This is a genomic window from Bifidobacterium apri, assembly GCF_009299485.1.
GTDB classification, from domain to species: Bacteria; Actinomycetota; Actinomycetes; order Actinomycetales; family Bifidobacteriaceae; genus Bifidobacterium; species Bifidobacterium apri.
The window spans coordinates 67,468-93,103 of the sequence record NZ_WBSO01000001.1; the positions used below are offsets into that span (position 1 = coordinate 67,468).

Genomic DNA, 25,636 nt, shown 5'->3' on the forward strand with positions numbered 1-25,636 from the left:
TCACTCCCCCTTCACCGCGTCGGAATTCATCGTGCCCGGCGTGGTCACGATCTTGTCCACGAACCCGTAGTCCAACGCCTCTTGCGCGGTGAACCAATGATCGTATTCGTTGTCCCGGTAGATTTCCTCAACCGTGTGGCCGGTCTGCTTCGCGGTCAGTTCGGACAGCGTCTTTTTCATGTCCATGATGAGCTCGGCGTTGATGCGCACGTCGGTTGTCGTACCGCCGATACCGCCGGACGGCTGATGCATAAGCACACGGGCATGGGAGGTGATGAACCGCTTGCCCGGCGTGCCGGAGCTCAGCAGGAACTGGCCCATGGAAGCCGCCATACCAACAGCCACGGTGGCGACATCCGGCTCGATGAGCTGCATGGTGTCATAAATCGCCATGCCGGCGGTGATGGAACCGCCCGGTGAATTGATATACAGCCAAATGTCCTTCTTCGGATCCTCAGCCGCGAGCATCAGCATCTGGGCGCAGATGATATTCGCGTTGTCATCCTTCACTTCCGAACCCAACCAGATGATGCGCTCTTTGAGCAACCGGTTGAAAATCGGGTCGGTTGGTCCTGCGGGCGCGTCATCTTCGGCCATGACGGGCAGGATTGCACTGGAATTGCTCAACCTTGTCTCCTTCGGTAAATCGTATGTCCTCAGCCTACCGCTTCGAATCGACGCTGGCCAAGGATTGCGCGGTCAGCGCATGAGGGTGCCGGGTATGCAGATGCGGCGGTCCGGATCAGTCCGAACCGCCGCATCAATCACGGCAATTCAACCATGCACGGGCACCGCTTCGGGCGTCGCCTCATGCGCATGGGCGGAATGTCACTCAGCGTCCTTGTCGTTGGCGAGTTCGTCCGCCACCGCGGCAGCAGCGGAAGCCGCCTCGACGCTTTCTTCTTCTTCGTTCTCCGGAGTGTCTCCGAGGAACTCGCTCAGGTCGAGCGGCTCGCCTTCGGACGTGAAGGACACCGCGCGCATACCGGCGAGCATGCCCTTGGAACGGCCGACTTCCTGGACCGCGGAGCCGAGCTGGCCATTGCGCACGATCGCGTTGATGAACGCGCTCGGATCCATGCCGTACTGCTGGGCGATGGAAGCGAGGAAGTTGGTGACGTCCATCTGGGAGACCTTGACGTCGAGCTTCTCGGCGAGGGTGTCGAGCACGATCTGATCGCGCAGCTCCTTCTCAACCTCCTGCTCAGCCTCGTCCTTCTGCTCCTTGGTGGCCTTGTCGGCATCCACGCCGTTGTTCTTGAGCTGCTGCTCGAGCAGTTCAGCCTTCACACCCTTCGGCACGGGGATGTCGAGACCTTCTTGCAGCTTGGCGAGGAACGCGTCACGGGCTTCAGTCGCCTGACGGCCCTTGGCGTCCTGCTCGGCAGCCTTGCGCACGTCAGCCTTGAGCTCCTCGAGCGTGTCGTATTCGGAAGCTTCCTGGGCGAAATCATCGTCGAGTTCAGGCAGTTCCTCCGCCTTGACGGAGTTGACCTTCACCTTGATCTGAGCCTTCTCACCCTCGTGGTCTCCGGCTTCCAGCGTGCCTTCGAACGTGGTCTCCTCGCCGGCGGACAGCCCTTCAAGCGCTTCATCGAGGCCGTCCAGCATGGTGCCGGAACCGAGCTCGTAGCTCACGCCTTCCTGGGAATCCACGGACTCGCCGTCGATCTGGGCATCGAGATCGATATTCGCGTAATCACCCTTGGCAGCCGGACGATCAACGCCGACCAGCGTAGCGAAACGCTGACGCAGGGAATCAAGACGCTTGGTGATGTCCTCATCGGTGACAGCGGCAGCCGGCACGTCGATGGTCATGCCGTCGAGCTCAGGAAGTTCGATGTCAGGGCGACGCTCCACAGTCGCGGTGAACTTGAGCTTGGTGTCGTCCTTCGCGGAAGCCGGAACTTCCTGCACGTCGAACTCCGGCTGAGCCATCGGACGGATCTTCTTCTCTTCGAGGGCCTTGGAGTACAGCTCCGGCACGCCCTGATTGACGGCTTCACCGGCGACGGCACCGAAGCCGACGCGGCTGTCGATAACCTTGCCAGGCACATGACCCTTACGGAAACCAGGCACGTTGATCTGCTTGCCGATTTCCTTGCGGGCTTCGTCGAGATACGGGTCGAACTCCTCCGGATCGACGGTGACAGTGAGCTTCACCTTGGTGGGCTCGAGGTTCCTAACGCTGATTTTCACGCTTGCACTCCTGATTGACGAGTATGCATTCTTCTGCCGTATAAGGCAACCGTTACATGATAACGCGACTTACGGACGCTGCAAGCAGCCGCACCTGCCAGTCACGCGCGCCCTGTTCGGTGAAGAAGCCCGCAACGTCCCGGCACTCAGGGTGATCCGTCCAACACAGGTTGCGCACAATCTGCGGTTTGATGATGACATCAGCCGGCGTGTGTGTGTCCTCGGCAATCTGCGCGATGACACGGCGAACGTTCTGAAGCGTCTCATAGCGATGAGGGTGGTGCGTCTGCCAATATTTCATGGACCGCGGAGCGTTGGTCTGCGCATCATGCTGGGGCTGCGGCATGGTAGGCCACTGGTCTTGAGGCAGGTCGAGCGCCTGCTGAATCGTAGTCTTCCACAATGAAGGCTTGACGGACCGCTGAATCGGCGCATACCGTTCGAACATCTTGTCCTGCTCGCTGCCCGTATGGATGCGCACCCGCACGTTCAACGAACGGATCGCCCTGAACTCCCGATTGTTATGCGGCTTCTTGCGTGCCGCCTCGATGATGGCGGCGTCAGACAACAGCAGCGCCGGCTCGATATCGTACTGCCGGGCGAGCCGGTCCCGCTGCTCCCACAAGGCTTTTGCCACCGCCTGACCAAGCCGGTCATGGCTGAGCACGTTGATATGCGAAATGCGCAGCCAAGGCACCGGATGCGGTTTGCGCGGCTGCAGCCCTTCGCGCAGGGCGTAGGCGAATTCCTCCCGCGCCCACTCGTCCTTGCCTTGCCGGACAAGATCGCGAGACATATGATCCATCAGCTCGGCAAGCAACTCGACATCAAGAGCGGCATAATTGCGCCAATCCCGCGGCAATGGACGGTAAGACCAGTCCGCTGCGGAATGTTCCTTCGCCAACGTCATGCCAAGATAGTATTCCGTCACCGCCGACAGGCCGAACCGGTGCAACCCCAACAGCCGCGCGGCGATTTCCGTGTCAAACAAGCGTCGAGGCCGCAGACCGATGTCATAGAATCCCGTCAAATCCTGCAAGGAATCATGGATAATCCATGTTGCGTCCCCAACCGCATCGTTGAATTGCGACCAGTCGGCGCCCTGCGCAGCCAAAGCCACCGGATCGAGCAAGCCAATCCCCGCACCTTCGCGTTTGAACTGGACCAACCAGTCCTCATGCCCATAGCGGTACCCCGAAGCGCGCTCCGCATCGGCGCCCAACGGCCCCACTCCTTGAGACAACAACTCACAGTACCGCTGGAAGCCATCCAGCGTATCGATAATGTCAGGTACTCCGGCTCTCGGTTCCGCCAACAGATGCGGCTCACCGTGGAACCGTGGGTCGTTACCGCCAGCCGCTCCCCCTGATAGGCCGCCCACCCCTGTGGTATCCGTCGGTCGAACGCTCACTGCGCCTGCTCTCCTTGTCGTCACATGTCCCGGCATCCGGGCTCCACCCACACGCCGATACGACATAGTACCGTCACCGTTGACCGCAATGCACAAGTCCCGAACCGACGCTACCGCAATCCGTCCATCAATAGTCTCGACCACATGGACACCTGGAACCCGGCATCGACCGTATCCCGTGAAGTGCCCGATCTTGCCGGAGGCGTCCACGACACGCGCAATTCGAACCGCGACGGCACCTCACTGTCCGCCATACCGAACGACGTATCATGACTGACCGTAACCGTACCGGCGATCGAATCGGCATCCACACCCGCATCGATCAGCCGTCCGCTGATCGCGTTCCAGCACCGGGAAGTGCGGCGCTCGCCGAAGCCGTCCTCCCAGTGGTTGATCGGTACGCGGCAGAATCCCACACAACGCCAATGCGATGTCCATCCTCGTGGAGGATCGTCGAAATACAACAACGTGATCCAGCCCCACGCTGTGTCTTCAGCCAAGCGGTGCAATCCCAAGCCGTACGCAACATCACCCATATCCTGCGATCCGCTGTCCGCACAGGCATGGGAATGCTCGCAGCGCATATCGGCAGACAACCACGAATCTTTGCGATCGACGACAGGCGCAGAGCTGTCTGCAACACATACAATACCTACGCCGATACCGTAATCCGCTATGGAATGCGGCACCGGCACCTCATGCCATTGAACGCCGGGAATCTGCGGGATGCCAGAGATGGACAGCACCGCTTCCCACACTTGGTCGGGAATGCCGTCCGGGCGTTGGGGCGGACGCCGAGCATCCGACCGGGCTGCGCGGCCGGCACGACCTTGCCCGGAAAGACCTCCCGGGAATGAGAAAATCTGTGCCATGGTTACAAGGTTAGGGCGCATCCATGAAGATTACGGAAAACGACACCCCGCATACACCATCTGGTCTTCAGCAGCCATGACCAAAGGCAGGCGGGCACGCCACGATTGTGTTCCATCCGGTTGCGGCCAATCCGGCGCTCCGACCTGGCTTGACGACCATGACTTGACGAATCCGCTGCCCGGCAGCCAAACCGTCAGTACACCTTGAACCCGTGATCCTCGAATTGCTTGGCCACGCGTGCCCTGAGCGCCGCATTCGGCCCCTTGGCATCCTCGAGCGGGTACGGAATGCGCAATTCGTGCCACTTCGGACGTCCAAGCTGATGGAACGGCAACACATCGATATGCTCAACTGCTTCGCCGAACGTCTCGCAAATACGCGCCACATTCTCCACGTTCTGCGGGTCATCGGTAAGTCCCGGCACCAACACGAACCGTACCCAGATTTTCTTGCCTGCCACGGCAAGCCGCTGGCCGAATTCGATGGTCGGCGCCAGTACGCCGCCGGTCACCCGATGGTAGGTTTCCTCGTCGCCGGACTTGACATCCAGCAGACACAGGTCGATATCATCGATCATCTCGTCGGTGTAATTACGGTTGAGGAAGCCAGAAGTGTCAAGGCAGGTGTGCACGCCCATCTCCTTGGCAGCGCGGAACACCCGGGACACGAAAGCCGGCTGCATCATGGATTCGCCGCCGGAGAAGGTGATGCCGCCGCCTGTTGCCTTGAACAGATCCTGATAGCGGTCGATTTTCTTGATCATCGCCTCCAGATAAACCGGTTGGCCGTCGCGCATCTTCCACGTATCAGGATTCTGGCAGTACTGGCAGCGCAACGGGCATCCGCTCATGAACACCGTCATGCGAGTGCCCGGGCCGTCGACGGAAGTGTTGATATCCCACGAATGCACGAAGCCGATATCGCCCGAATGAAGCGCCGCGATGCGGTCACGCCGGTCCAAGCCGATCGGTGACTCAAAACCGGACAATCCTCCCATCAGGGTTTGGCTCGCATACTGTTTGGACGATTTGAGCATATGCGGCGTGGTCGTATGGAACCCTTGGGAATCGGCGGCTGCTGGCCGCACGGCCGATGGCGTACCTGTCGATGACATCATTGTCCTCCTTCTCATGCAACCGTATGCTGCATATGGAAACAGCTGGGGGCGGAACCTTACGGCCCGCCCCCAGTCATGCGGTACATGCGTCTATGCCGCACGCCCGCCTGCGTCGCCCTAGGGGCGACAGGTCAGTCGACGACCGCGCCCTGATGGAAGGTGCGCGAAATCACGTCGAGCTGCTGCTCACGGGTGAGCTTGACGAAGTTCACCGCGTAGCCGGAAACACGCACGGTCAGATGCGGGTACTTCTCAGGATGCTCGACAGCATCTTCAAGCTGTTCCTTGCGCAGGACGTTGATATTCGCGTGGTAGAGGCCGTGGCCATTGCCGGCGTCGAGGATGCCGACGAGGTTGTTGATACGCTCGTCCTCGTCACGTCCCAAGCCTTCCGGCGTGATGGTGTTGGTCAGCGAAATGCCGTCGAGCGCGTCGTTGTAATCGATCTTGCCGACCGAGAACATCGACGGGAGCATGCCGTGCGAATCCATGCCGTTCTCCGGGTTGGCGCCCGGGGCGTACGGCGTGCCCTTCTTGTGGCCGGACGGGAAGGAACCGGTGTTCTTGCCGTACTCCACATTGGAGGTGATGGTCAGGATCGACTGGGTCGGAACGGCGCCACGGTAAACCGGCAGACGCTTGACCTGCCCCATGACCGTGGAGACAACCCACTTGGCGAGGTCATCGGCGCGATCATCGTCGTTGCCGTAAATCGGGAATTCGCCTTCAGTGCGGTAGCCGACCACCAGATCGTCGTCAGCGCCTTCGACGTACTCCTGCTCATGGCCCGGAGTGTCCTTCGCATCCTTGTTGTAGACCGGGTACACCTTCGCGTACTTGAGCGCGGACAGCGAGTCAGCGGCGATCGACAGGCCGGACATGCCGCAGCCGAGGGTGCGGTAGACCTCCTTGTCGTGCAGAGCCATCTCGATGGCCTCGTACGCGTACTTGTCATGCATGTAATGGATGATGTTCAGCGCTTCTACGTATGTCTCGGACAGCCATTCGAGAGCCTTCTCGTAGTTGGTCTTGACCTTTTCGAAGTCGAGTGAGCCGTCAGCTTCGGGCTTAATCGGGTCGATGACGCCCTTTTCGATGACCTGCATGCCGGTCATCTCGTCGCGGCCGCCGTTGATCGCGTACAGCAGGGCCTTTGCGGAGTTGACTCGCGCCGCGAAGAACTGCATCTGCTTGCCGACACGCATCGGGGACACGCAGCATGCGATCGCGGCGTCGTCACCCCAATGGGAGCGAATTTCCTTGTCGGATTCGTACTGAATGGCCGAGGTGTCGATGGAGATGCGGGCGCAGAAGCGCTTGTAGGCTTCAGGCAGCTTCGGATCCCAGAAAATCGTGATATTCGGTTCAGGGCCCGGTCCCAAATGTTCAAGCGTCAGCGTGTTGAGCAGACGGAAGGAGGTCTTGGTGACCATGCAACGGCCGTCATCGCCGAAGCCGGCGTCGGACCAAGTCGCCCAGTACGGGTCGCCGGAGAAGATCTGGTCGTAGGCCTTGGTGCGCAGGAAGCGCACGATGCGCAGCTTCATGACGATCTGGTCGATCAGCTCCTGGGCGCCCTGCTCGTCGAGAGTGCCGTTCTTGAGGTCACGCTCGATGTAGATATCGAAGAACGCCGAGTTGCGACCGAAGCTCATGGCGGCGCCGTCTTGGCTCTTGACAGCGGCAAGATAGCCCATGTACGTCCACTGGACGGCTTCCTGTGCGGTCTGCGCCGGGCGGGACAGGTCGAGGCCATACTCGTTGCCGAGATTGATCAGCTTCTTGAGCGCCTTGATCTGGTCGTCATGCTCCTCACGGAAGCGGATCCAGTGCTCGATCTCCGGCTCGGTGAAATCATTGCGGTACGGCACGGAATCCTTGTCGCGCTGCTTGAGCTTGATCAGCGTGTTGACGCCGTAGAGGGCGACACGACGGTAGTCGCCGATGATGCGGCCACGGCCGTAGGCGTCCGGCAGGCCGGTGAGGATCTTGTTGTGACGGGCGATCTTGATATTCTTCGTATACACGCCGAATACGCCGTCATTGTGGGTCTTGCGGTACTTGGTGAAAATCTTCTTGACTTCCGGATCCGGCTCCTTGCCGGCTTCCTTGATGGCCTGCTCGACCATACGCCAGCCGCCGTTCGGCATCATCGCGCGCTTGCAGGGCTCATCGGTCTGCAGACCGACCACCACGTTGTCGACATCAGGGCTTTCGATGTAACCAGCCGGGAACGCATCAATGTCCGCCGGGGTGTGGGTGTCCACGTCATAGACACGCTGGCGGCGCTCGACGGCGAGGTAGTTGTCGTCAAGGTACTTCCACATGTGCTTGGTCTTGTCTGTGGCATCAGCGAGGAAGGACTCGTCGCCCTCGTACGGGGTGTAGTTCTTCTGGATGAAGTCGCGAACATCGATGTCCTGCTGCCAATGTCCGCCATTGAAGCCGTTCCATGCCTTGGCTTCAAGTTCCTCTTGGGAGAGGGCGGTCTGGTCAACTGCTGTCATATCCACTCCTTGGTGTCAGTCGGCGCAACGCACCGTTACGTTGCGTTCGGGTTCTATTGTAGTGCCATGATGATGACGTCGTGTCGGGCGCAGACGTGACATATATCACAATCGCGCAGAGTGGTGCTGTCCTACGCATGGGTGCGATCAGACGAAGGGTGATGTGCGTCGAAGCGGTGACGCCTTGCTTGCGGATCGAATGCCGAGCCCATCCCAGGCCGGCATCCCAGTACATCCCGAATTCAAGCCTTCGACGAGAGACAAAAAGTTCTGCCGACACTGAGGGCAGTCTCAGCGTCGGCAGAAGCAAAACCACAACCCACCACCGACACTGACAGAGCGATAAGCGTCGGCAAAGGCAGAATCACAACCTTCCACCGACACTCACGCCGGCCTCAGCGTCGGCAGAAACAGGATCACAACCTTCTGCCGACACTGCCGGAGCACTCAGCGTCGGCAGAAGCAGGGAGCACAGGGAATAACAGCAACGCGGCAGCACCAATCCGCGGCAACCGCAGCAGCAGCTACTTGCCCCACCGTTTCCACTGCCGGTCCTGCTCGTTCCATGTGGCGTTGCGTTCCTTGACGATCTTCCACGCATCGAGCGCATCCTGCCGGGTTTTGTACGGTCCCATGCGCTGTGAATCAGGCGAAATCATCCCGTATTCAGGTTGCCCGGTGACCATATTGAAATACCACTGTTTGTCAGCCATATGTCCCTCCCAGTACGCGTAGCTTACTCGCGGAACGCACTTGTCACCGGGAGACGACGGTCACGGCCGAAGGCGAGCGCGGTGACTTTCGGCCCGAGCGGGTATTGACGGCGCTTCCATTCGGCGCGGTCCACCAAGCGCATCACGGTATCGACGGTTTTCTCGTCGAAGCCGTCAGCCAGCAGATCGGCACGACCATGCGCATGTTCGATGTATTCGGCAAGCACCTGGTCGAGCAGCGCGTATTCAGGCAGGGAATCGGAATCCTTCTGGCCGGGGCGCAATTCGGCACTCGGCGCCTTCGTAATCGAGTTGACCGGGATGATGGTATCGTCCGGGGCGGGTTTGCCGTGCTGGCCTGATTCATTGCCGACAATATGCAGGCCGCCGACACCCATGCCGTGCGCGCAAGCCTCGTTGCGCCACCGGGCGAGCTCCCATACGCGGGTTTTGAGCAGATCCTTAATGGGCGCGTACCCGCCGACGGCATCGCCGTAAATGGTCGAATATCCACAGGCGAGCTCGGACTTGTTACCTGTGGCAAGCGCGAGCACACCTTTCGAGTTGGAATACGCCATGACGATGACGCCTCGGATGCGGGCCTGGAGATTCTCAGCGGCCACGCCTTCCAGATGCAACTGGTTCTGATAGGCGACGAACAGCGGTTCGATGGGCTGGATGTCATAATGCGCGCCGATATTCGCCGCGAGGTCGGCGGCATCGTCCTTTGAACCGTCCGACGAGTACATGCTCGGCATCGAAATTCCCCACACGTTGGACCCGCCGCAAGCGTCCGCTGCCATGGCGGCCACAAGCGCGGAATCGATGCCTCCCGACAGGCCGAGGCACACGCCGCTGAAATGGTTCTTGCGCATGTAATCCTTGAGCCCGAGCACGCAGGCGGTGTAGACTTCCTCATCTTTGTCCGGCGCCGCGGCGATGACTCCTGCCGTCTGGTGTTCGGCGTCAGTGTCGAAATCGAACAGGCCGAGGTCTTCGACGAACATGGGCGAGCGCTGCAGCAGCGTGCCGTCGGCATCAACCGTGAAACTGCCGCCATCGAAGACCAGATCGTCCTGCCCGCCGACCTGATTGACGTACACCACAGGAGCTGAGACTTCCTTCGCGCGCCGGACGGCCAGATCGAAACGCGTGTGGGTCTTGCCTTCCTCGTACGGCGAACCGTTCATGGTGACCAGCACGTCGATGCCACGGCCGGCAAGCTCGGCGACCGGGCCTCCGTCCTGCCAGATGTCTTCGCAAATGGCGAATCCGAGCCGCACGCCATCGACTTCGACAATGGTCGAATGATCACCCGGAGAGAAGATACGGAACTCGTCGAACACGCCGTAGTTGGGCAGGAAATGCTTGTCGTAGCCCGCCCAGACCACGCCGTTGTGCAGCACGACGAGCCGGTTGCGTGGTTTGTCGGACGCATGGTCGGTGCCGACCGTGCCGACAACCACATACACATCGCCCAATCCGTCGGCTTCGAGTTCTGTGGCAAGCCAGTTCGCCTTGTCCCACGCGGCTTTGCGGAAGGTGCGTCTGAGTGCGAGATCCTCGATCGGGTACCCGGTCAAGGTCATTTCCGGGAATACGACCACCTGTGCATGCTGCCTTGCCGCGCGGTGCGCGTACTCCAGTGTCTTCTCGGCGTTGCCTTCAAGGTCGCCGACGCAGGTGTCGATCTGTGCGAGTGCTATGCGAATCTGTGCCATACCCCCAGCATAATGAGGGTATGGCACAACGAGATGTCCTGTGGATCAGAACGCGACTTCGTCGAGCACGCGCAACGCGGCGTTGATATAGAACTCGGCGCCCGTCTTGACAGCTGCGTCCTTGGCGATGAACTTCGGGCTGTGCAGGCCGTGATGATCCGGACCGCCGTTCGAGCCGACGAAGGCGAAGGCCACCGGGCAGACCTTGCTGAACTCGACGAAATCCTCCCCTGCCATGGACGGGTGGATCGGCTGCAGATCCGCATAGTTCGGCACGTCCTTGGCGACGGCTTTCGCCAGATACGAGTCGGAGACCAGCGGGTCCTGGAAATCATCCCAGCGGAAATCGGCGCTGATGCCGTACGCGGCGGCGGTGTGTTCCACGATTGCGCGCATCCGGCGTTCGGCAAGCTGGGAGTCCTCCTTGTAGAAATAACGGACGGTTCCGAGGAATCCGGCTTTCGCTGGCACGACATTCCACACGTCGCCGCCGTGGACTTCCGTCACGGAAACGACCAGCGGGTGGAACGGCGTCGCATTGCGGCTGACGATGGTCTGCAAGGACAGGATCATCGACGCCATCGCTTCCAGCGGACCGGTGCCCAGATGCGGGTATCCGGCATGCGTGCCTTCGGCGTGCAGGTCGACGTAGAATTTCACGCATCCGGCCATCATCGGCTCGACACCGACTGCCAGCTGGCCCGGCGTATAGTCCGGGTTGTTGTGCGTGCCGATCATCGCGTCGAGATCGTCCACTGCGCCGGAATCGACGACGGATTTCGCGCCACGTCCGGTCTCCTCGGCGGGTTGGAACACGATTTTCAGGCTGCCGTTGATCCGGTCGCGGTGGGAGGCGAACCATTCGACCGCCCCAAGCAGGCTGGTCATGTGGATGTCATGCCCGCAGGCGTGCATGACGCCCGGATTGCGTGAGGCGAACTCCACGCCGCTTTCCTCGGTGACCGGCAAGCCGTCGATATCGGCGCGCAGACCGACACGGGGACCGCCGTACTCGCCTTCAATCAAGCCGATCACTCCGGTGCTCAGCGACGTGTCCAGCACTTCGACCCCCAGCGAACGCAGTTTGTTCGCCAAGAATGTGGTGGTGTTGACTTCCTTGAAACTCAATTCCGGTGTCTCATGCAGATGACGTCTGATCGCGACCAGATCATCAGTGAGCTCTATCTGCTCTTTCATCGGTTCATCACTGTGCAATGCCATGGTTCCTCCCCTGATCGTGAATCCTTCCGCGTCTCGTAGCGATCAACGCTGGCGTTTGAGCACATGCTTGGCGAGCGCATTGGCGATCGCCTGAACGACCTGTACCAAGACAATCATGATGACCACCGCAGACCAGGTGACTGTCTGGTCGAACTTCTGGTAGCCGTATGCGATGGCGAAATTACCTAGGCCGCCGCCGCCGATGTACCCTGCCATCGCGGACATGTCGAGCACGCCGATGAACAGGAACGCGTACGCGAGAATCAGCGGGCCGAGGGCTTCGGGGATGAGCACGGCGCGGATGATGGTGAATTTCGAGGCGCCCATCGCCCGTGCCGCTTCGATCACACCGGGATCGACGGGTACGAGGTTCTGTTCGACCAGTCGTGACGTGGCGAAGGTGCACATGACGACCATCGGGAAGATGGCGGCGGCCGTGCCGATGGACGTGCCGACCACCTTGATGGTCAGCGGCTGCATCGCGGCGAGGAAGATGATGAACGGAATCGGCCGGATGATGTTCACGATCACGTCCAGGATGTGATACACCACGCTGTTCTCGAACAGGTTGCCGGGGCGTGTGCCATACAGGATCACACCAAGGACAAGCCCCAGAAATCCGCCGATCAGCAGGGTGACAAGCACCATCTCCAAGGTTTGTGCCACGGATTGCAACAGCAGCGGTTTCAAAACCGTCCAATCGGATTTGCTGGCGAGACTCGTCGCAGCGTCAATCGTCCATGCGTTCATCGTGCCTCTCCTTCATCCCTTGCGACCGCCTGGTCGTATGCCACAGGGCGGCTTGCGGTGCCGAAATCAATCACGTCGCTGTCTTCACGCAACGCCTTCAGGAAGTCATCGAACCGCGGGTTCGTATCGTCGAATACGTAGGTGATCGCGCCGACTGCCGAACCGCCCACCGTGTCCATGCCACCGTAGACCAGCCCGCTGTGGATGCCGTATTGGGCGATGAGGTCGGAAATGTTCTGTCCCGATGCCTTGACCGCGGGGCGTCCGTCGGCGGCTGGGATATCCTTCTGCCGCACCAGCACGCTGACGAGCCTTCCCTCCCATTCCTCATGCAGTTTTGCGACATGGGAGGCGTCCGGCAGCCCTGACAACGCGGTCGCGATGAACCGGCGTGTCACATTGCGCTGCGGGGCGGCGAACACGTCATAGACATCGCCGCGCTCCACGATTCGCCCTGAGCTCATCACCGCCACTTTGTGGGCGATCTGCTGGACGACGTTCATCTGATGGGTGATGAGCACGATGGTGACGCCAAGCTGCTCGTTAACTCGTTTGAGCAAGGCGAGCACTTCCGCCGTGGTTTCGGGGTCGAGCGCGCTGGTCGCCTCATCGGCCAGCAGGATTTTCGGATTCGTGGCGAGCGCCCGTGCGATGCCCACACGCTGCTTCTGCCCGCCGGACAGCTGGGAGGGGTACTTGTCTTTGTGCTCGCGCAGCCCGACGAAGTCAAGCAGCTCGTCCACGCGCTTGTCCTGATAATCTTTGCGCCAATGGTCGAGTTGCAGCGGGTAGGCGATGTTCTGGGCGACCGTTTTGGTGGAGAACAGGTTGAATTGTTGGAAGATCATGCCGATTTTCTGACGGATAGGGCGCAGCTTCGACTCGCTGAGCTGGTCCACACGCGTACCGAGCACGGTGACCGACCCGGATGTGGGGCGTTCCAACGCGTTGACCATGCGCACGAGCGTGGATTTGCCTGCCCCTGAATATCCGATGATGCCGTAGATGTCCCCCGCATCGATTTCGAGACTGACATCATCGACCGCGCGGGTCGTCCCGTGTTCCTGCCCGCCGCTTGCACGACGGCGGTACTCCTTGACCACATGGTCGAAGGTGATGACTGGTTCTGCCATCGTTGCCTCCTTGGTATGCCTTCCACTGCTATAGGCCCGGCCCAAGCTTTCGCCTGGCACCGGGCCTATAGCTTCAGGATAATCGCGATGATGCCATCGGCGAAGTCACTGCTGCGCCTTGGCTTCCTTCTCGATGGTCGCCAGGTAGCTTTGCAGCTGCTTGGCGGTGAACTTGCTCGCCGAGACGGCGGTGCCGTCGGACTGGGCGTTGAGCTTGTCGAACACCTTCTTCGACTGGGCGATCTTCACGAGCTTGAGGTAGGTCTCGTTGTTCACATCCGCCTTGCGGGCGACGAAGGCGTTGATGTACGGGCGGGCCTCCTCGCTTTCGGCGTCATCCTGGTAGATGGCGTCCTTGGCTTTGAGTCCTGCGTCCGCGACGTAGTCGTTGTTGATCACACCGGCGACGACCTGCGGGTCCTTGAGCGAGTTGGCGACCTGCTCGGCCTTCAGCGGGGTGACCTTCACCTTGGATTTGGCGGTGTCGATGTCGTTCGGGGTGGCGAATGCGGTCCACTTGCCCTTGAGCGTCACCAGCCCAGCGGACTTAAGCACGCCGATGGCGCGCGCCTGGTTGGTTTCGTCGTTCGGGATGGCGACCGTCTGCCCGGCCTGGATGTCGTCGATGCTCTTGACCTTGGTGGAGTAGACGCCCAGCGGGAAGATCGCAGTGCCGCCGATCGGCTGCAGGTCCTTGTTGTTCTTCACGTTGTAGTTCGCCAGGTAGAGCAGGTGCTGGAACTCGTTGAGGTCAAGGTCGCCGGAGTCAAGCGCCGGGTTCTCTGACGTGTAGTCCTGGAAATCAATGATCTTCACGTAGATGCCGGCCGCTTCGGCTTCCTTCTGGAATTCCACCCACTGCGGGTCGGTCGCGCCGACCACGCCGATCTTCACCGGGTTGGACTTGGAGCCTTTGGCAGCCGAATCGTTGCTGCCCTTGACCGCACGGACACCGAAGAACACCGCGACCGCGATGAGCGCGATGACGATGACGGCGATGACGATATTGCGGCCGGTGTGGTTGACGCGGACCGGCTCCTGCGGATCGGACAGTGGCGCTGTCGGCTGGTTGTGCTCGGAAGACGCTTGTGCCATGGTTGTTTCCTCTCTCTTGTGCGGTGCGGTGCACCGCGATGCATGTGCCGCCGGATTGATCCGGCTTGCTGTATCCAACACCATAGCCGCCGTTTGGCGTTGTTCAGCCGGTTTTATGCGAATTGCCTTATTCGTGTTCGTTATAGCTTGCGACGAAACGGCGAGGATTCAAGGTTTTCCTGGTGTGCGACCAGACGCTTCCGGAACGCAAAGCAGCGCACTCCCCCGTTTCGGGCATCCCGTGCGCGGGCGGGTGTCCCGCGTACACTGGTGGCGTACAGCGACAAGGAGCGACACCGACATGACTTTCCAACTATCCTCCGAAGCGGCGGCGCGCATGAAAGCCGCGTTCTTCGATATCGACGGCACACTGACCAGTTTCGTCACGCATATCGTGCCGCAATCGACCATCGACGCGTTGCATGCGCTTCAGGATCGCGGCATCCGCGTGTTCATCTGCTCTGGGCGCGCCCCTTCGCATATGCAGGTCGTGCTGGACACGATCCCGGTGCATTTCGACGGCATCGTCGCGCTCAACGGCCAGTATTGCTTCGATGACGCAGGATTCACGCAAAGCGAATCACTCGACCCGGACGACATCCGCACCATCGTATCCTGGCTGGACGCCCACCCGGACATCGTGGCGAATTTCTGCGAGCGCGACTACGTGTATTTCAACCAGATCACCGACACGATGCGCGACACGTGGCGGCAGCTGGGCAAAACGGCGCCCAAGGTGTTCGTCGACGACCCGCATGTGCGCATTCCACGGCATGTGACCTACCAAATCAGCCCGTATATCACACCTGAGGCCGAACGAGAGCTGACGGCGTTGTGCCGGCACACCACGGGGGTGCGTTGGCATCCTTCGTTCACGGATCTGATTCCCGCGGACGGCGGCAAACCGCGCGGCATCCAGCGGTTCTGCGACCATTACGGCTTCACCCGCGAGCAGACGATCGCGTTCGGCGACGGCGGCAACGATGCGACGATGCTCGCCTATGCGGGGCTCGGCGTGGCGATGGGCAATGCGACCGATGATGCGAAACGGGCGGCGGATTATGTGACCGATGACGTGGATCATGACGGCATCCTGCACGCCTTGCAGCATTTCGGCATCCTGTGACGGCAAGCGCCGACCTCCCATAGCGTGAGGAGCATCACGGGTCTCCCCGTCCCCTCGCTATGAGACGATGGAGGTATGACCACAGTTATCATGCATACCACCGAGGGCGATATCACCCTCAATCTTTTCGACGACCAGACTCCGAACACCGTGGCGAACTTCCTCGGTCTCGCCACCGGCGAGCAGGCGTGGCGCGACCCGTTCACCGGCGAGGAGAAGCATGACCCGTTCTACGACGGGCTGACCTTCCACCGCATCATCAAGGATTTCATGATCCAGGGCGGCTGCCCGATCGGTAACGGCACCGGCGGCCCGGGCTACGAGTTCGATGATGAGATCGTCCCCGATCTGGTCTTCGACCGCCCGTATCTGCTGGCCATGGCGAATGCCGGCCTGCGTCGCGGTCGCGACGGCCAGCCGCACGGCACCAACGGTTCGCAGTTCTTCATCACCACGGTCCCGACGCCGTGGCTCAACGGGCATCACACCATTTTCGGCGAGGTCGCCGATGACGCTTCGAAGGCGGTCGTCGACAAGCTCGACGCCGTGGCGACGGACCGTTCCGACGCCCCGCTGGAGCCGGTCGGCATCACGTCAGTGGAAGTCGTGAAGTAAGCCTGATCGCTCATTCGCGTATCAACACGTATCAACACGTGAGGCGCGCAACCAGTGAAGCCCCTGCCGGATCCGGCGGGGGCTTCACTATCCTCAGGCCTTGCCGGGGCGTTATTCCGCCCGGGCATGCCGTTCGCACAGCATCTTCGTGTCATGCGTGGTCACGGCCATGCACACGACCACGCTGATCACGCAGATGACTACGACTTCGACCATGCTCACGGCAGGGTTGAAATCATAGGTGCGCGACACCGGGTCATAGTATTGCAGCAGCTGCACGTACCGGTGAATCCCGTTGAGCATGATCGCCCCGAACAGTACGGTCTCGGTGATGACCAGTGGCGCATGGATACGGATGAACGCCCACCCATGGATATACCGAGCGAACACTTCCTGTGCCCGCCCGCGCACATGCGTGCGTGCTAATGCGACGCCCGACATGACCAGGACCAACACACCGAGGATGAACGAGGCTACTGCTTGGTACAGCGAGCGCTGCGCTTCGGCGATTTCATTCAGCGTAAGCTTTGCGGGAGTGCTCATCGCCGTTATCGCCGTGTCCAATCCGGCTTGTTTGAGTTCTTTCCACGCCTGATCGGGGTCGCTGAAGAACAGGCTCATCGATTCAGTGCTGTAATCGAAGAGATTATCAACGTCCGACGAGGGATCGATGCCGATGATAATCGTCCCGGTCTGCGCATGGCCGACATCCGCGATATCATCGGCGTTCGAATTCTGGGTGAACCGGTAGTCGAACGCCGCCTGCCCCTTCAAGCCGGTGACCGTTTCAATGCCCGGCCCTGGAGCATCGTTGAACTCGGTGTCCTGCTCGTGTTCCAGATACTCTTGCCAACCATACTTGTGAATCAGCTGGGTCTGGGCCCATTGCTCGTGGACATATGCGGAGACAATCTGGCCGATCGCGTCCGCATCGCCGCTGCGCTCCTGGGGGATGACCAGCAGCACCTTGCCGTCGGGGACTGCTCGGATGCGAGTGCCGGACGAGTCCTTGATGACGTTGCGACGAAGGTATGCCGTGTTCACAATGAGCACGTTCCCTGATACGGCGGACGTGGATGACGTGTCGTCGCGAATGTCCGACAATCGTGTCTTGTACGCCCGGATCACCTTGCCGGCTTGGTTCTCGTGCGCCACCCATTGCAGGTAGGCGCCCATGTCGGCATCAGTGGCCGAGCCACGGAACCCTTCGACATACGCCACCGAGCCGTTGTCGCCCCAATAGGCGAGCCGTTGCCGCGCCTGGCCGACACTCACGCCTGCGGTCATCAGCGCACTGACGGTCGCCATCGACACCAATGCTGCGGGAACCCGTATCACGTACATGTCAAGCGTGGCCCGGCCGACCGGAATATGGCCTTTCAACCCGGAAAGCACCGGCTGTAAGGTGGCCAGCCGCATGCCCCCGACATGGAAGAGCGCGATGACCAGCAGGAACACCGCCAACACCACGGCGAACGCCCTGAGCATCCGCTGCCATTGTGCGAAGCCATCGATTGCGGCATATGTGCATGCAGCCAGGACGATGATGCCAACCCCGGCTAAGAGCGAAGCGCGCAGATTCGCTCGCACATCGCGTACCCAGATTTGTCGGCGCGCATAGCCATGCAACTGGTACACGGCGTAGCCTTTCGCATTGAGCATCGCGAACAGCAACGCCAGCAACGCACACAACAGCAAAGACAACAACGCGGCGATGCATAGTTGTTCAGGCAGGTTCAAGAATGTTCTGGCTATATTCATCCGCCATGCAGTTATGCTGTAGCCCATGGCAGGAAGCTTGGATACGAGTTGATGCGCCGCCTTCGAACGCGAAGCGCTGTTGCCTCCCACCAGCGCATAGCTGCCGCCGACTCCGAGCCGCCCGCTGTCCGAGACGGGTTTGACTCGTGTGGTCATAAGTCGCGGCAGAACGTCCGGATATCCATCGCGCAACCATGTCTCCCCGAGGGAACCCGGGTATGTGGAAACGTATGCGATGCGCCCGGTATGCGGCCTTTTGGCGTCAGGGACAGTCAACACGAGCGTGACGCCGTTGTCCTTTGCGATTCTTGACATCGTGTCAATCGCCTGGGCTGCAGACACATGGTCTGCATCCTGCGAGGCCAAGGACTGGGCGAACGGCTTGAGCATGCCAACCGGCTCTTCTTCCGCCCCCGGGGTGCTATCCAAGGAACCCGCCGCGACGATCTCCAAGTAGACATCATCGTAATGGGCGATCGCCGGCGCCGTATCCTCCTGGGCGACCAGCATGAAGCTGAATATCACGGAGAACAATACGGCAAAAGCGATCGTCATCGAAAACAAACGGTTGTTCACTGTTCTTCCCCTGACTCGTCGCCGCCATCCCCGTGATGCGCAGACAAATCAATCGTGCGGTCACAGGCTTGTGCGACCGCATCCGAATGGGTGGCGATCACGACGGTGGCGCCTTGACTGGCCATATGGCGCAACCCGTCGACCACCATGTGTGCATTCGCTTTGTCGAGCGCTCCGGTCGGCTCATCGGCGAGCACCAATCCCGGACGTTTAACCATAAGACGAGCGAGTGCGACACGCTGCTGTTCGCCGCCTGACATCCGATACACCACATCAGCGTCCCGTCCAGGCAATCCAACGTATTCCAACGCCTCGTGCGCGGCGGCGACACGGCGGTTGCGCGGCAGGCCGCCCCATGCAACGCTGAGATTATCCATGACATTCGCATTGTCAATCAACGCGTAATCCTGGAACAGGTATCCGAGGCGGTTCTTGCGGAACAGGCGCTTGGCCCGTTCGTTCATCGATGCCACGTCCGACCCGTCGATAAGCAGCGTGCCCGAGGAAGGCCGTTCAAGCAACCCTAGGCAGTTGAGCAACGTCGATTTGCCGCATCCAGAAGGGCCGACCAGCGCGACCATATCACCCGCATGCAAGTCGAATCCGAGTCCCTGCCATAAGGTTCTCTTGCCGAATGTCTTGCACAGATCCGTGACCTGCACCGTACAACCCAGCAGTGGCCCCGAGATATCATCGGGCGCGTGCCCGCTTGAGTGTTCCGCGACTTGTGCTGCGCCTTGCGCGGACGGCATCGTTGTCATGACGGTTTCCCTTCCTCATATGCATTGCATCGGCACCACTGCACCACAATCGTGCTGAGAGCACCCATGCATCCCTGATGAGACTCACAGTACATCATCAGGGATGGAATGTGAGGGAAATCACAGGGCGTGTCGTTTGGCGTGTCGTTCCAGTATGCGTGTCGTCACACGGAAACGCTGCCAGGTACCAATCGTCGACGGCCGCATAACCCGACCGCTGCCGGATTACTCCTGCATGCGGCGCAGACGAGGCTCGGCGGAATCCTTCGCACCGGTGATGCGGTAGACGTCGAAGACGCCATCGATCTTGCGCACCGCTGCCAGCAGCGTGTTGAGGTGCTGTGGCTCGGCCATTTCGAAGGAGAACTGGCTGGTGGCCACGCGGTCGGATCCCGTGGAGATCGAGCCGGAAATGATATTCACCCCATGGTCGGACAGCACGCGTGTCACATCGGACAGCAGATGAGGGCGATCCAACGCCTCAACCTGAATCTTGACCATGAACAGGCCCTTGGTGCTGGTCCACTCCACCGGAATCACGCGCTCAGGCTGGTGCTTCTGCAAATCAAGCATGTTCTGGCAGTCCGTGCGATGCACGGAGACACCCTGGTTGCGGGTGATGAAGCCGATGATGTCGTCCCCGGGCACCGGTGTGCAGCAGCGTGCGAGCTTCACCCACACGTCGTCCACGCCTTTGACCGCCACGCCGATCGAGTTCGAATGCTTCTTGCTGCGTTCCACCTGTCGCAGCGGCAGGACTTCCTGTTCGACCTCCTCGTTGACTTCGGAGGGGCCGGCGTCCTTGACCAAGCGGGCGATCACGTTCTGCGTGGAGATCTGACCGTTGCCGATCGCCGCATACACGGCATCGGGGTTCGGGAAGTTGAGTTCTTCGGCCACGCCGACCAGCGCCTCCGGGGTCAGCAGCGTGGAAATCGGCAGGTTGCGCTTGCGCATCGCGCGCGTCAGCTCGTCCTTGCCTTCCTCGATCGCCTCGGTGCGACGTTCCTTGCTGAACCATTGGCGGATCTTGTTACGCGCCTTCGGGCTTTTCACGAAGCTCAGCCAGTCACGTGACGGGCCGGCGGTGTCAGACTTGGAAGTGAGCACTTCGACAGTGTCGCCGCTTTCGAGCTTCGTGTCGAGCGGGACGAGCCTGCCATTGACGCGGGCGCCCATGGTACGGTGACCGACCTCGGTGTGCACGGCGTATGCGAAATCAACCGGCGTGGCGTCCGCCGGCAGGGAGACGATCTTGCCTTTCGGCGTGAACACGTAGACTTCGGAGGCACCGAGATCCTCCTTGAGCGAGCCGAGGAACTCGTTGGAATCCGGCGTTTCGCTGGTCCAGTCGGCCAGCTGCTGGATCCACTTGAGGTTGTCCGCCTCGTCAAGGTCCTTGCCGTCCTCACGCTTGCGGTCATCCTTGTCCGGGTCGCTCAACGCACGGCCGGCCTGACCGTTGGCCTTGTACTTCCAGTGTGCGGCGATGCCGAACTCCGCCCGACGGTGCATATCCCACGTGCGGATCTGAATCTCGACGGGCTTGCCGCCGGGACCGACCACCGTGGTGTGCAGGCTCTGGTACATGTTGAGCTTCGGCATGGCGATGTAATCTTTGAACCTTCCGGGAACCGGGTTCCATCGCGCATGCACGGCGCCGAGCGCCGCATAGCAGTCCTGGATCGTGTCGACGATGATCCGCACGCCCACCAGATCGTAGATGTTCGAGAAATCATGCCCGCGCACGATCATCTTCTGGTAGATGGAGAAGTAGTCTTTCGGGCGCCCGGTAACCGTCGCCTTGATATTCAGATCATCGAGGTCGTCATTGATCTCGGCGATGATCTGCTTGAGGTAGACATCGCGCTGGCCGGCCCGCCTTGCCACGAGCACGACGATTTCGTTGTAGATCTTCGGGTAGAGGACCTTGAAGCTCAGCTCCTCCAACTCGGTTTTGATGGCATTCATGCCCAGCCTGTTGGCGAGCGGTGCGTAAACATCCAGCGTTTCGCGCGCCTTGCGTTGCGCGTTCGCCGGCTTGACGTAACGCCATGTGCGGGCATTGTGCACGCGGTCGGCGAGTTTGACGACAAGCACGCGCACATCGCGGCTCATCGCGACCACCATCTTGCGGATTGTCTCGGCCTGGGCGGAATCGCCGTACTCCATCTTGGAAAGTTTGGTCACGCCGTCCACAAGTCCGGTGACCGTGTCGCCGAATTCGGCACGGCATTGCGCGAGCGTGTAGTCGGTGTCTTCGACCGTGTCGTGGAGCAGCCCGGCTGCGACCACGATTGGCCCCATGCCGAGATCGGCGAGAATCTGTGCGACCGACAGCGGGTGGATGATGTACGGTTCGCCGGATTTGCGCCGCTGCGTGCAATGCTGGACGACGGCACGCCGATAGGCACGCTCAAGGATGTCCATATCTTCATCCGGATGGTGGGACTGGCACATGCGCAGGATGGGCTGCAGCGGATCGAGCGGATCAGTGCTGATTTCGCACCCCAGCATGTGCGCTGAGGCGAAATCCTCATCCTGCGGCGTTTGACCTGACGCGCGCCGCTCAGCCGAAACACCGCCGGGCACGCCCGGTGTCTGCCGAGACTCGGTGTCCTCGCCCTTATGCGATTCGTTGAACTCAGTCATCGCTCCACCTCCCTGAACGCGTGCGCCTGCCGTCAGACGGCATACAAGCCCGCTGTACCACGGATAGTACCACTTTGACACGTACGTCAGGAACCGGACACCCCTGTGGATCCGAATCCTCGTTCCGCGCGATCGGAGCCGGGCAGCCGTTGCGCGGGCACGAATCTCGCCTCGACATACCGCTGGATGACCATCTGCGCGATGCGGTCCCCCGCGTGGAACGACACCGTGTGCTCGGGATCGAGATTGATCAGCGGCACTTTGATTTCGCCGCGATATCCCGCATCAATCGTGCCAGGTGCGTTGAGCACGGTGACCCCCTGCTTGACCGCGAGCCCGGAGCGCGGGTGGACCAGCGCGACATACCCGGCGGGCAGCGCGATCGCGATCCCGGTGGGCACCAAGGCGCGCTCGAACGGGCGCAGGGTGACGTCCTCGGCGGCAGTCAGATCGGCTCCGGCGTCGCCGGCATGCGCGTATCTGAGCGTGTCGGGGTACGGCTGGCGCAGGTATTTGACCAGCACCTCGGTGGTTTCCGGCTCGACATACCCTTCGTCGACCGCCATCAGGCCGCGCACTCCTTGCACACCGGCTGGCCGTCCTCGTCCGTGTAGGCGAGCTGGCTGCGGTGCTTGACAAGGAAGCATTCGGAGCAGATGAATTCATCGCCCTGCATCGGAATGACGGTCACCGAAGCGTCCTCATTGCTCAAATCAGCGCCCGGCAGCTCGTAGTCCTCGGCGATGGCGTTCTCGTCATCGTCTTCGTTCGACGTGTTCTGCGTGCTCTTGCCGAGCTCCTGGAGAGACTCCTCATCCTCGTCTTTGCCGCGTGGGGAATCATAGTCCTGGGCCATCGCATCCTCCTCATGAGTTATGTGTTACGCGCCATAGAATACATGACCTGTACCCCGCATAGGATACACGTTTCCGAAACATCGTAAAATACGACACGAAGCCGGTGTTTTCCGGGGTAGTGTAGGAGATGTTCCCAAAGACGAGGAAAGTGGTGCGCACATGCCTGAAAATCCTATACAGGAAGCCAAGTTCGACCATGTCGGACGCAACGGGGAACTCGTGTTCTCCCTGCGCGGCATGCTCTTCGGCGTCACTGTGGACGACACGCTGGAACACGCCATCCTCGAAGCCAAGCAGCTCAAGGCGGAACAGCAGCGGTACCAGCAGGCTCCGCAGACGTCCAGCCTGCCGATTTCGCAGATCCAGTCGCTGATTCGAGCCGGCGCGGAGCCTGAGCAAGTCGCGCAGCGGTACGGCTTGAGCGAGACCCTGATCAGACGGTTCTCCAGCGGGGTGGAAACCGAGAAACAGTACGCGATTGAGCAGTTCTTCATGCTGCCTGCCCCCAAGGATTCCCGCGTACGCACGATATCCGAGCTGATCGAGCGAACGCTCGCCGCTGCGGGAATCGGCATGGAATCAGTCAAGTGGAGCGCGACACGCCGAGGGCTGGAACCGTGGAAGATCACCGCCCGGTTTGAATCAGCGGGCAATCATGTCAGCGCGTCATGGTCGTGGGATATGCACGACAACACCATGGTGTGCCTGGACGAAACAGCCAAGAAGCTTATCGGCGAGAACCGCGCCAATGACGGCGACGGAGACGGGCCGAACTTCCCTATCTCGTTGAACATCCCTGGCGACTCGGTCAGGTCGGCGCGCATCGAACGTGCCGTCTCGGCATGGAAGACGCCGCAAGCGGATGCCACGACACCCGCAGATGCGCGCGCGGCGGCCAACAAACCCCCGCTGCCGTCATCTTCCGCACCCGTGCCGCGTCCGTCGGCTCCGGCACAGCGGCAACACGCGGTATCGGTCCCCGCGCCGGCTACGGCACAAGGCACGAGCACCGCACAGGCGTCGCAGGCCCCTCAGCCCGCACGCACACAAAACGACACGCCGAAGCAGCACCATGTCCAGCATGTGGACACATCTTCAAAGCAATCCGCCGCCCGAACCATGCCGGACGCCGATGACGCCGCGACACGCAAACTCACTGCAGACACCGGCGCACAAGCCCAAGCCTCCGCCACGAATCAACCGAACGACACGAAAACACAGCGCCGGCCTCACGGCAAGGGCAGAAAAATGCCCAGCTGGGACGAAATCCTGTTCGGCGACTGACCAGTTGGCACACCCCGCGGACCCAGCCGTCGATCACGCCAAGTCCATCAGCAGCGGAATATCCGATTCCGCCATGCTGAGCGAACCGTGCACGCTGGGCAACCGCGTCGCCTTATCGGTTTGGGTTCGCGAATCCACGATGGTCACACGCCCCGCGGCGTGAACGAGCACATCGCCGATCATGGGTTCGACCCGCTCATCAACCTGCCCGAACATACCCTCGGCAATGGCCTGCGCTCGCGTACGCACCACAGCGCGCTCCCCGAGTATGCCCTGCCAGCGTTCTGCGACTTCGCCGGGATCGGCGTCATCCTGCGTGTACAGCATGACCGCGCGCGGTTCCCCGCCGACCAGACGCACCCCGCGGGCGAGATCCGGCTGGAGTGCGATATCGATACGCTGATCGGGATCGACTTCGATCATGCCGTGATCGGCGGTGATGACGATAAGGGTCCCCCGAGGCGCACGCCGCCGCACCATGTGCAATTGCGCGTCGACGCTTTCGAACGCCGCGACCCAATGGTCGGAATTCCACCCGTAATTGTGCCCGACCTTATCCGTGTCCCTGATGTACAAATATGTCAATCCTGGTTCCCGTGCGGACTCGCAGGCCAATCGTATCCGGTCGGTCGGGCGGATACTGCCGTGATAATCCGGTCCGCGCAACGCCGCGCGGGTCAGCGGGGAATTTGAGAATTTCGGCAGCCCGACACTGGTCACTCTCACACCACGGCCGACAAGCGTCTCAAACACAGTCGGCATACGTTGCAAATCCAACGGGTCCGGGGCGTCACGGAATTGGATGAGCTGACAGAGCTGCCCGGTCGCAGGATTGCGCTGCGTATAGCCGGTCATCCCGGTCATCCCCGGGCAAGTGCCGGTTCCGAACGTCGCCATGGCGGCCACCGTCGTGGACGGCGAGCACGTGCTGATAGGCCTGCTGTTCACACTGTCGGCAAGCAGCGAGCGCAAATACGGCGCATGGCCGATCCGTGATGCGATATTCCAGTACCCCAGGCCGTCCACCAACACGACGATGACGCTCGATGCGCGCGGCATGCCCATGGCTTCGCGCAACGCCGACGGATCGGCGTGGACGCGTGTCGTGACGGGGCTGCCGATCGCGTCGGACACCGCAGGCAGGACCGACGACAGATGAAGCGCCCCGCCGCGTGCCGCACGACCGTCGCCGTATACGGCAGGGGACATCAATCGCAGTAATTCATCACTATCCGGCACTTCGACACTCATACGCACCATTGAA

At 60.9% G+C, this 25,636-nt stretch carries 22 protein-coding genes; 4 read left to right on the forward strand and 18 right to left on the reverse strand.

The window, feature by feature from the left end:
- From DSM100238_RS00255 to DSM100238_RS00270, 4 genes are all read right to left on the reverse strand, one after another.
- Positions 1-627 carry an ATP-dependent Clp protease proteolytic subunit gene (locus DSM100238_RS00255; RefSeq protein WP_029576452.1) on the reverse strand — a complete coding sequence of 209 codons (627 nt, stop codon included), beginning with the start codon at positions 625-627 and terminating at the stop codon, positions 1-3.
- 201 nt (positions 628-828) lie between these two features.
- Positions 829-2,199 carry a trigger factor gene (gene tig, locus DSM100238_RS00260; protein WP_152354762.1) on the reverse strand — a complete coding sequence of 457 codons (1,371 nt, stop codon included), beginning with the start codon at positions 2,197-2,199 and terminating at the stop codon, positions 829-831.
- A 52-nt stretch (positions 2,200-2,251) separates the two neighbouring features.
- Positions 2,252-3,580 carry an HRDC domain-containing protein gene (locus DSM100238_RS00265; protein WP_167510967.1) on the reverse strand — a complete coding sequence of 443 codons (1,329 nt, stop codon included), beginning with the start codon at positions 3,578-3,580 and terminating at the stop codon, positions 2,252-2,254.
- Between the two features lie 140 nt (positions 3,581-3,720).
- Complete coding sequence (locus tag DSM100238_RS00270; protein ID WP_167510946.1) at positions 3,721-4,482, reverse strand: DUF3000 family protein; 762 nt, start codon at positions 4,480-4,482, stop codon at positions 3,721-3,723.
- Between DSM100238_RS00270 and DSM100238_RS09290 the strand changes: the two genes are divergently transcribed.
- A complete protein-coding gene (locus tag DSM100238_RS09290; RefSeq protein WP_167510947.1) occupies positions 4,481-4,690 on the forward strand; it encodes a hypothetical protein in 210 nt (69 codons plus the stop codon). The two genes, DSM100238_RS00270 and DSM100238_RS09290, sit on opposite strands and share 2 nt — an antisense overlap.
- Here DSM100238_RS09290 and pflA read toward each other — a convergent pair.
- The 8 genes from pflA to DSM100238_RS00310 form a co-directional block, all read right to left on the reverse strand.
- Positions 4,677-5,597, reverse strand: coding sequence for a pyruvate formate-lyase-activating protein (pflA, locus tag DSM100238_RS00275; RefSeq protein ID WP_376831211.1), 921 nt, complete (start codon positions 5,595-5,597; stop codon positions 4,677-4,679). The genes DSM100238_RS09290 and pflA overlap by 14 nt on opposite strands.
- A 134-nt stretch (positions 5,598-5,731) precedes the next feature.
- Entirely contained in the window at positions 5,732-8,107 is a 2,376-nt protein-coding gene (gene pflB / locus DSM100238_RS00280; protein WP_152354764.1) for a formate C-acetyltransferase, read from the reverse strand.
- Between the two features lie 524 nt (positions 8,108-8,631).
- Complete coding sequence (locus DSM100238_RS00285; RefSeq protein ID WP_152354765.1) at positions 8,632-8,820, reverse strand: hypothetical protein; 189 nt, start codon at positions 8,818-8,820, stop codon at positions 8,632-8,634.
- Between the two features lie 23 nt (positions 8,821-8,843).
- Positions 8,844-10,541, reverse strand: coding sequence for an NAD+ synthase (locus DSM100238_RS00290; protein WP_152354766.1), 1,698 nt, complete (start codon positions 10,539-10,541; stop codon positions 8,844-8,846).
- 45 nt (positions 10,542-10,586) lie between these two features.
- A complete protein-coding gene (locus tag DSM100238_RS00295; RefSeq protein WP_152354948.1) occupies positions 10,587-11,738 on the reverse strand; it encodes a M20 metallopeptidase family protein in 1,152 nt (383 codons plus the stop codon).
- A 66-nt stretch (positions 11,739-11,804) separates the two neighbouring features.
- The gene (locus DSM100238_RS00300; protein WP_152354767.1) at positions 11,805-12,512 is read right to left on the reverse strand and encodes a methionine ABC transporter permease; all 708 of its coding nucleotides are present in this window, start codon (positions 12,510-12,512) and stop codon (positions 11,805-11,807) included.
- Entirely contained in the window at positions 12,509-13,645 is a 1,137-nt protein-coding gene (locus DSM100238_RS00305) for a methionine ABC transporter ATP-binding protein (protein WP_152354768.1), read from the reverse strand. Before DSM100238_RS00305 ends, DSM100238_RS00300 begins: the two co-directional genes overlap by 4 nt.
- 105 nt (positions 13,646-13,750) lie before the next feature.
- Positions 13,751-14,740: a MetQ/NlpA family ABC transporter substrate-binding protein gene (locus DSM100238_RS00310; RefSeq protein ID WP_152354769.1), complete on the reverse strand. Its 990-nt coding sequence runs from the start codon at positions 14,738-14,740 to the stop codon at positions 13,751-13,753.
- Between the two features lie 301 nt (positions 14,741-15,041).
- Here DSM100238_RS00310 and DSM100238_RS00315 point away from each other — a divergent pair, with 301 nt between their 5' ends.
- Both DSM100238_RS00315 and DSM100238_RS00320 read left to right on the forward strand, forming a co-directional pair.
- Positions 15,042-15,866 carry a Cof-type HAD-IIB family hydrolase gene (locus DSM100238_RS00315; RefSeq protein WP_152354770.1) on the forward strand — a complete coding sequence of 275 codons (825 nt, stop codon included), beginning with the start codon at positions 15,042-15,044 and terminating at the stop codon, positions 15,864-15,866.
- Positions 15,867-15,941: 75 nt separating this feature from the next.
- Complete coding sequence (locus tag DSM100238_RS00320) at positions 15,942-16,481, forward strand: peptidylprolyl isomerase (RefSeq protein ID WP_033505317.1); 540 nt, start codon at positions 15,942-15,944, stop codon at positions 16,479-16,481.
- A 111-nt stretch (positions 16,482-16,592) separates the two neighbouring features.
- Here DSM100238_RS00320 and DSM100238_RS00325 read toward each other — a convergent pair whose 3' ends face one another.
- The 5 genes from DSM100238_RS00325 to DSM100238_RS00345 form a co-directional block, all read right to left on the reverse strand.
- Positions 16,593-18,818, reverse strand: coding sequence for a hypothetical protein (locus DSM100238_RS00325; RefSeq protein ID WP_152354771.1), 2,226 nt, complete (start codon positions 18,816-18,818; stop codon positions 16,593-16,595).
- On the reverse strand, positions 18,815-19,579 hold the full coding sequence (locus DSM100238_RS00330) for an ABC transporter ATP-binding protein (RefSeq protein WP_205730657.1): 765 nt from the start codon (positions 19,577-19,579) through the stop codon (positions 18,815-18,817). Before DSM100238_RS00330 ends, DSM100238_RS00325 begins: the two co-directional genes overlap by 4 nt.
- Before the next feature lie 225 nt (positions 19,580-19,804).
- Positions 19,805-22,096 (reverse strand): RelA/SpoT family protein, encoded by a 2,292-nt coding sequence (locus tag DSM100238_RS00335; protein ID WP_152354950.1) that lies wholly within the window; start codon positions 22,094-22,096, stop codon positions 19,805-19,807.
- 221 nt (positions 22,097-22,317) lie between these two features.
- A complete protein-coding gene (gene dut, locus DSM100238_RS00340) occupies positions 22,318-22,797 on the reverse strand; it encodes a dUTP diphosphatase (RefSeq protein ID WP_152354772.1) in 480 nt (159 codons plus the stop codon).
- On the reverse strand, positions 22,797-23,087 hold the full coding sequence (locus DSM100238_RS00345; RefSeq protein ID WP_015450273.1) for a DUF4193 domain-containing protein: 291 nt from the start codon (positions 23,085-23,087) through the stop codon (positions 22,797-22,799). Before DSM100238_RS00345 ends, dut begins: the two co-directional genes overlap by 1 nt.
- Before the next feature lie 160 nt (positions 23,088-23,247).
- On the opposite strand from DSM100238_RS00345, the gene sepH reads away from it, so the two are divergent.
- Positions 23,248-24,372: a septation protein SepH gene (sepH, locus tag DSM100238_RS00350; RefSeq protein WP_152354773.1), complete on the forward strand. Its 1,125-nt coding sequence runs from the start codon at positions 23,248-23,250 to the stop codon at positions 24,370-24,372.
- Positions 24,373-24,405: 33 nt separating this feature from the next.
- Here sepH and DSM100238_RS00355 read toward each other — a convergent pair whose 3' ends face one another.
- Positions 24,406-25,623, reverse strand: coding sequence for an alkaline phosphatase family protein (locus DSM100238_RS00355; protein ID WP_152354774.1), 1,218 nt, complete (start codon positions 25,621-25,623; stop codon positions 24,406-24,408).
- Positions 25,624-25,636: the final 13 nt, after the last annotated feature.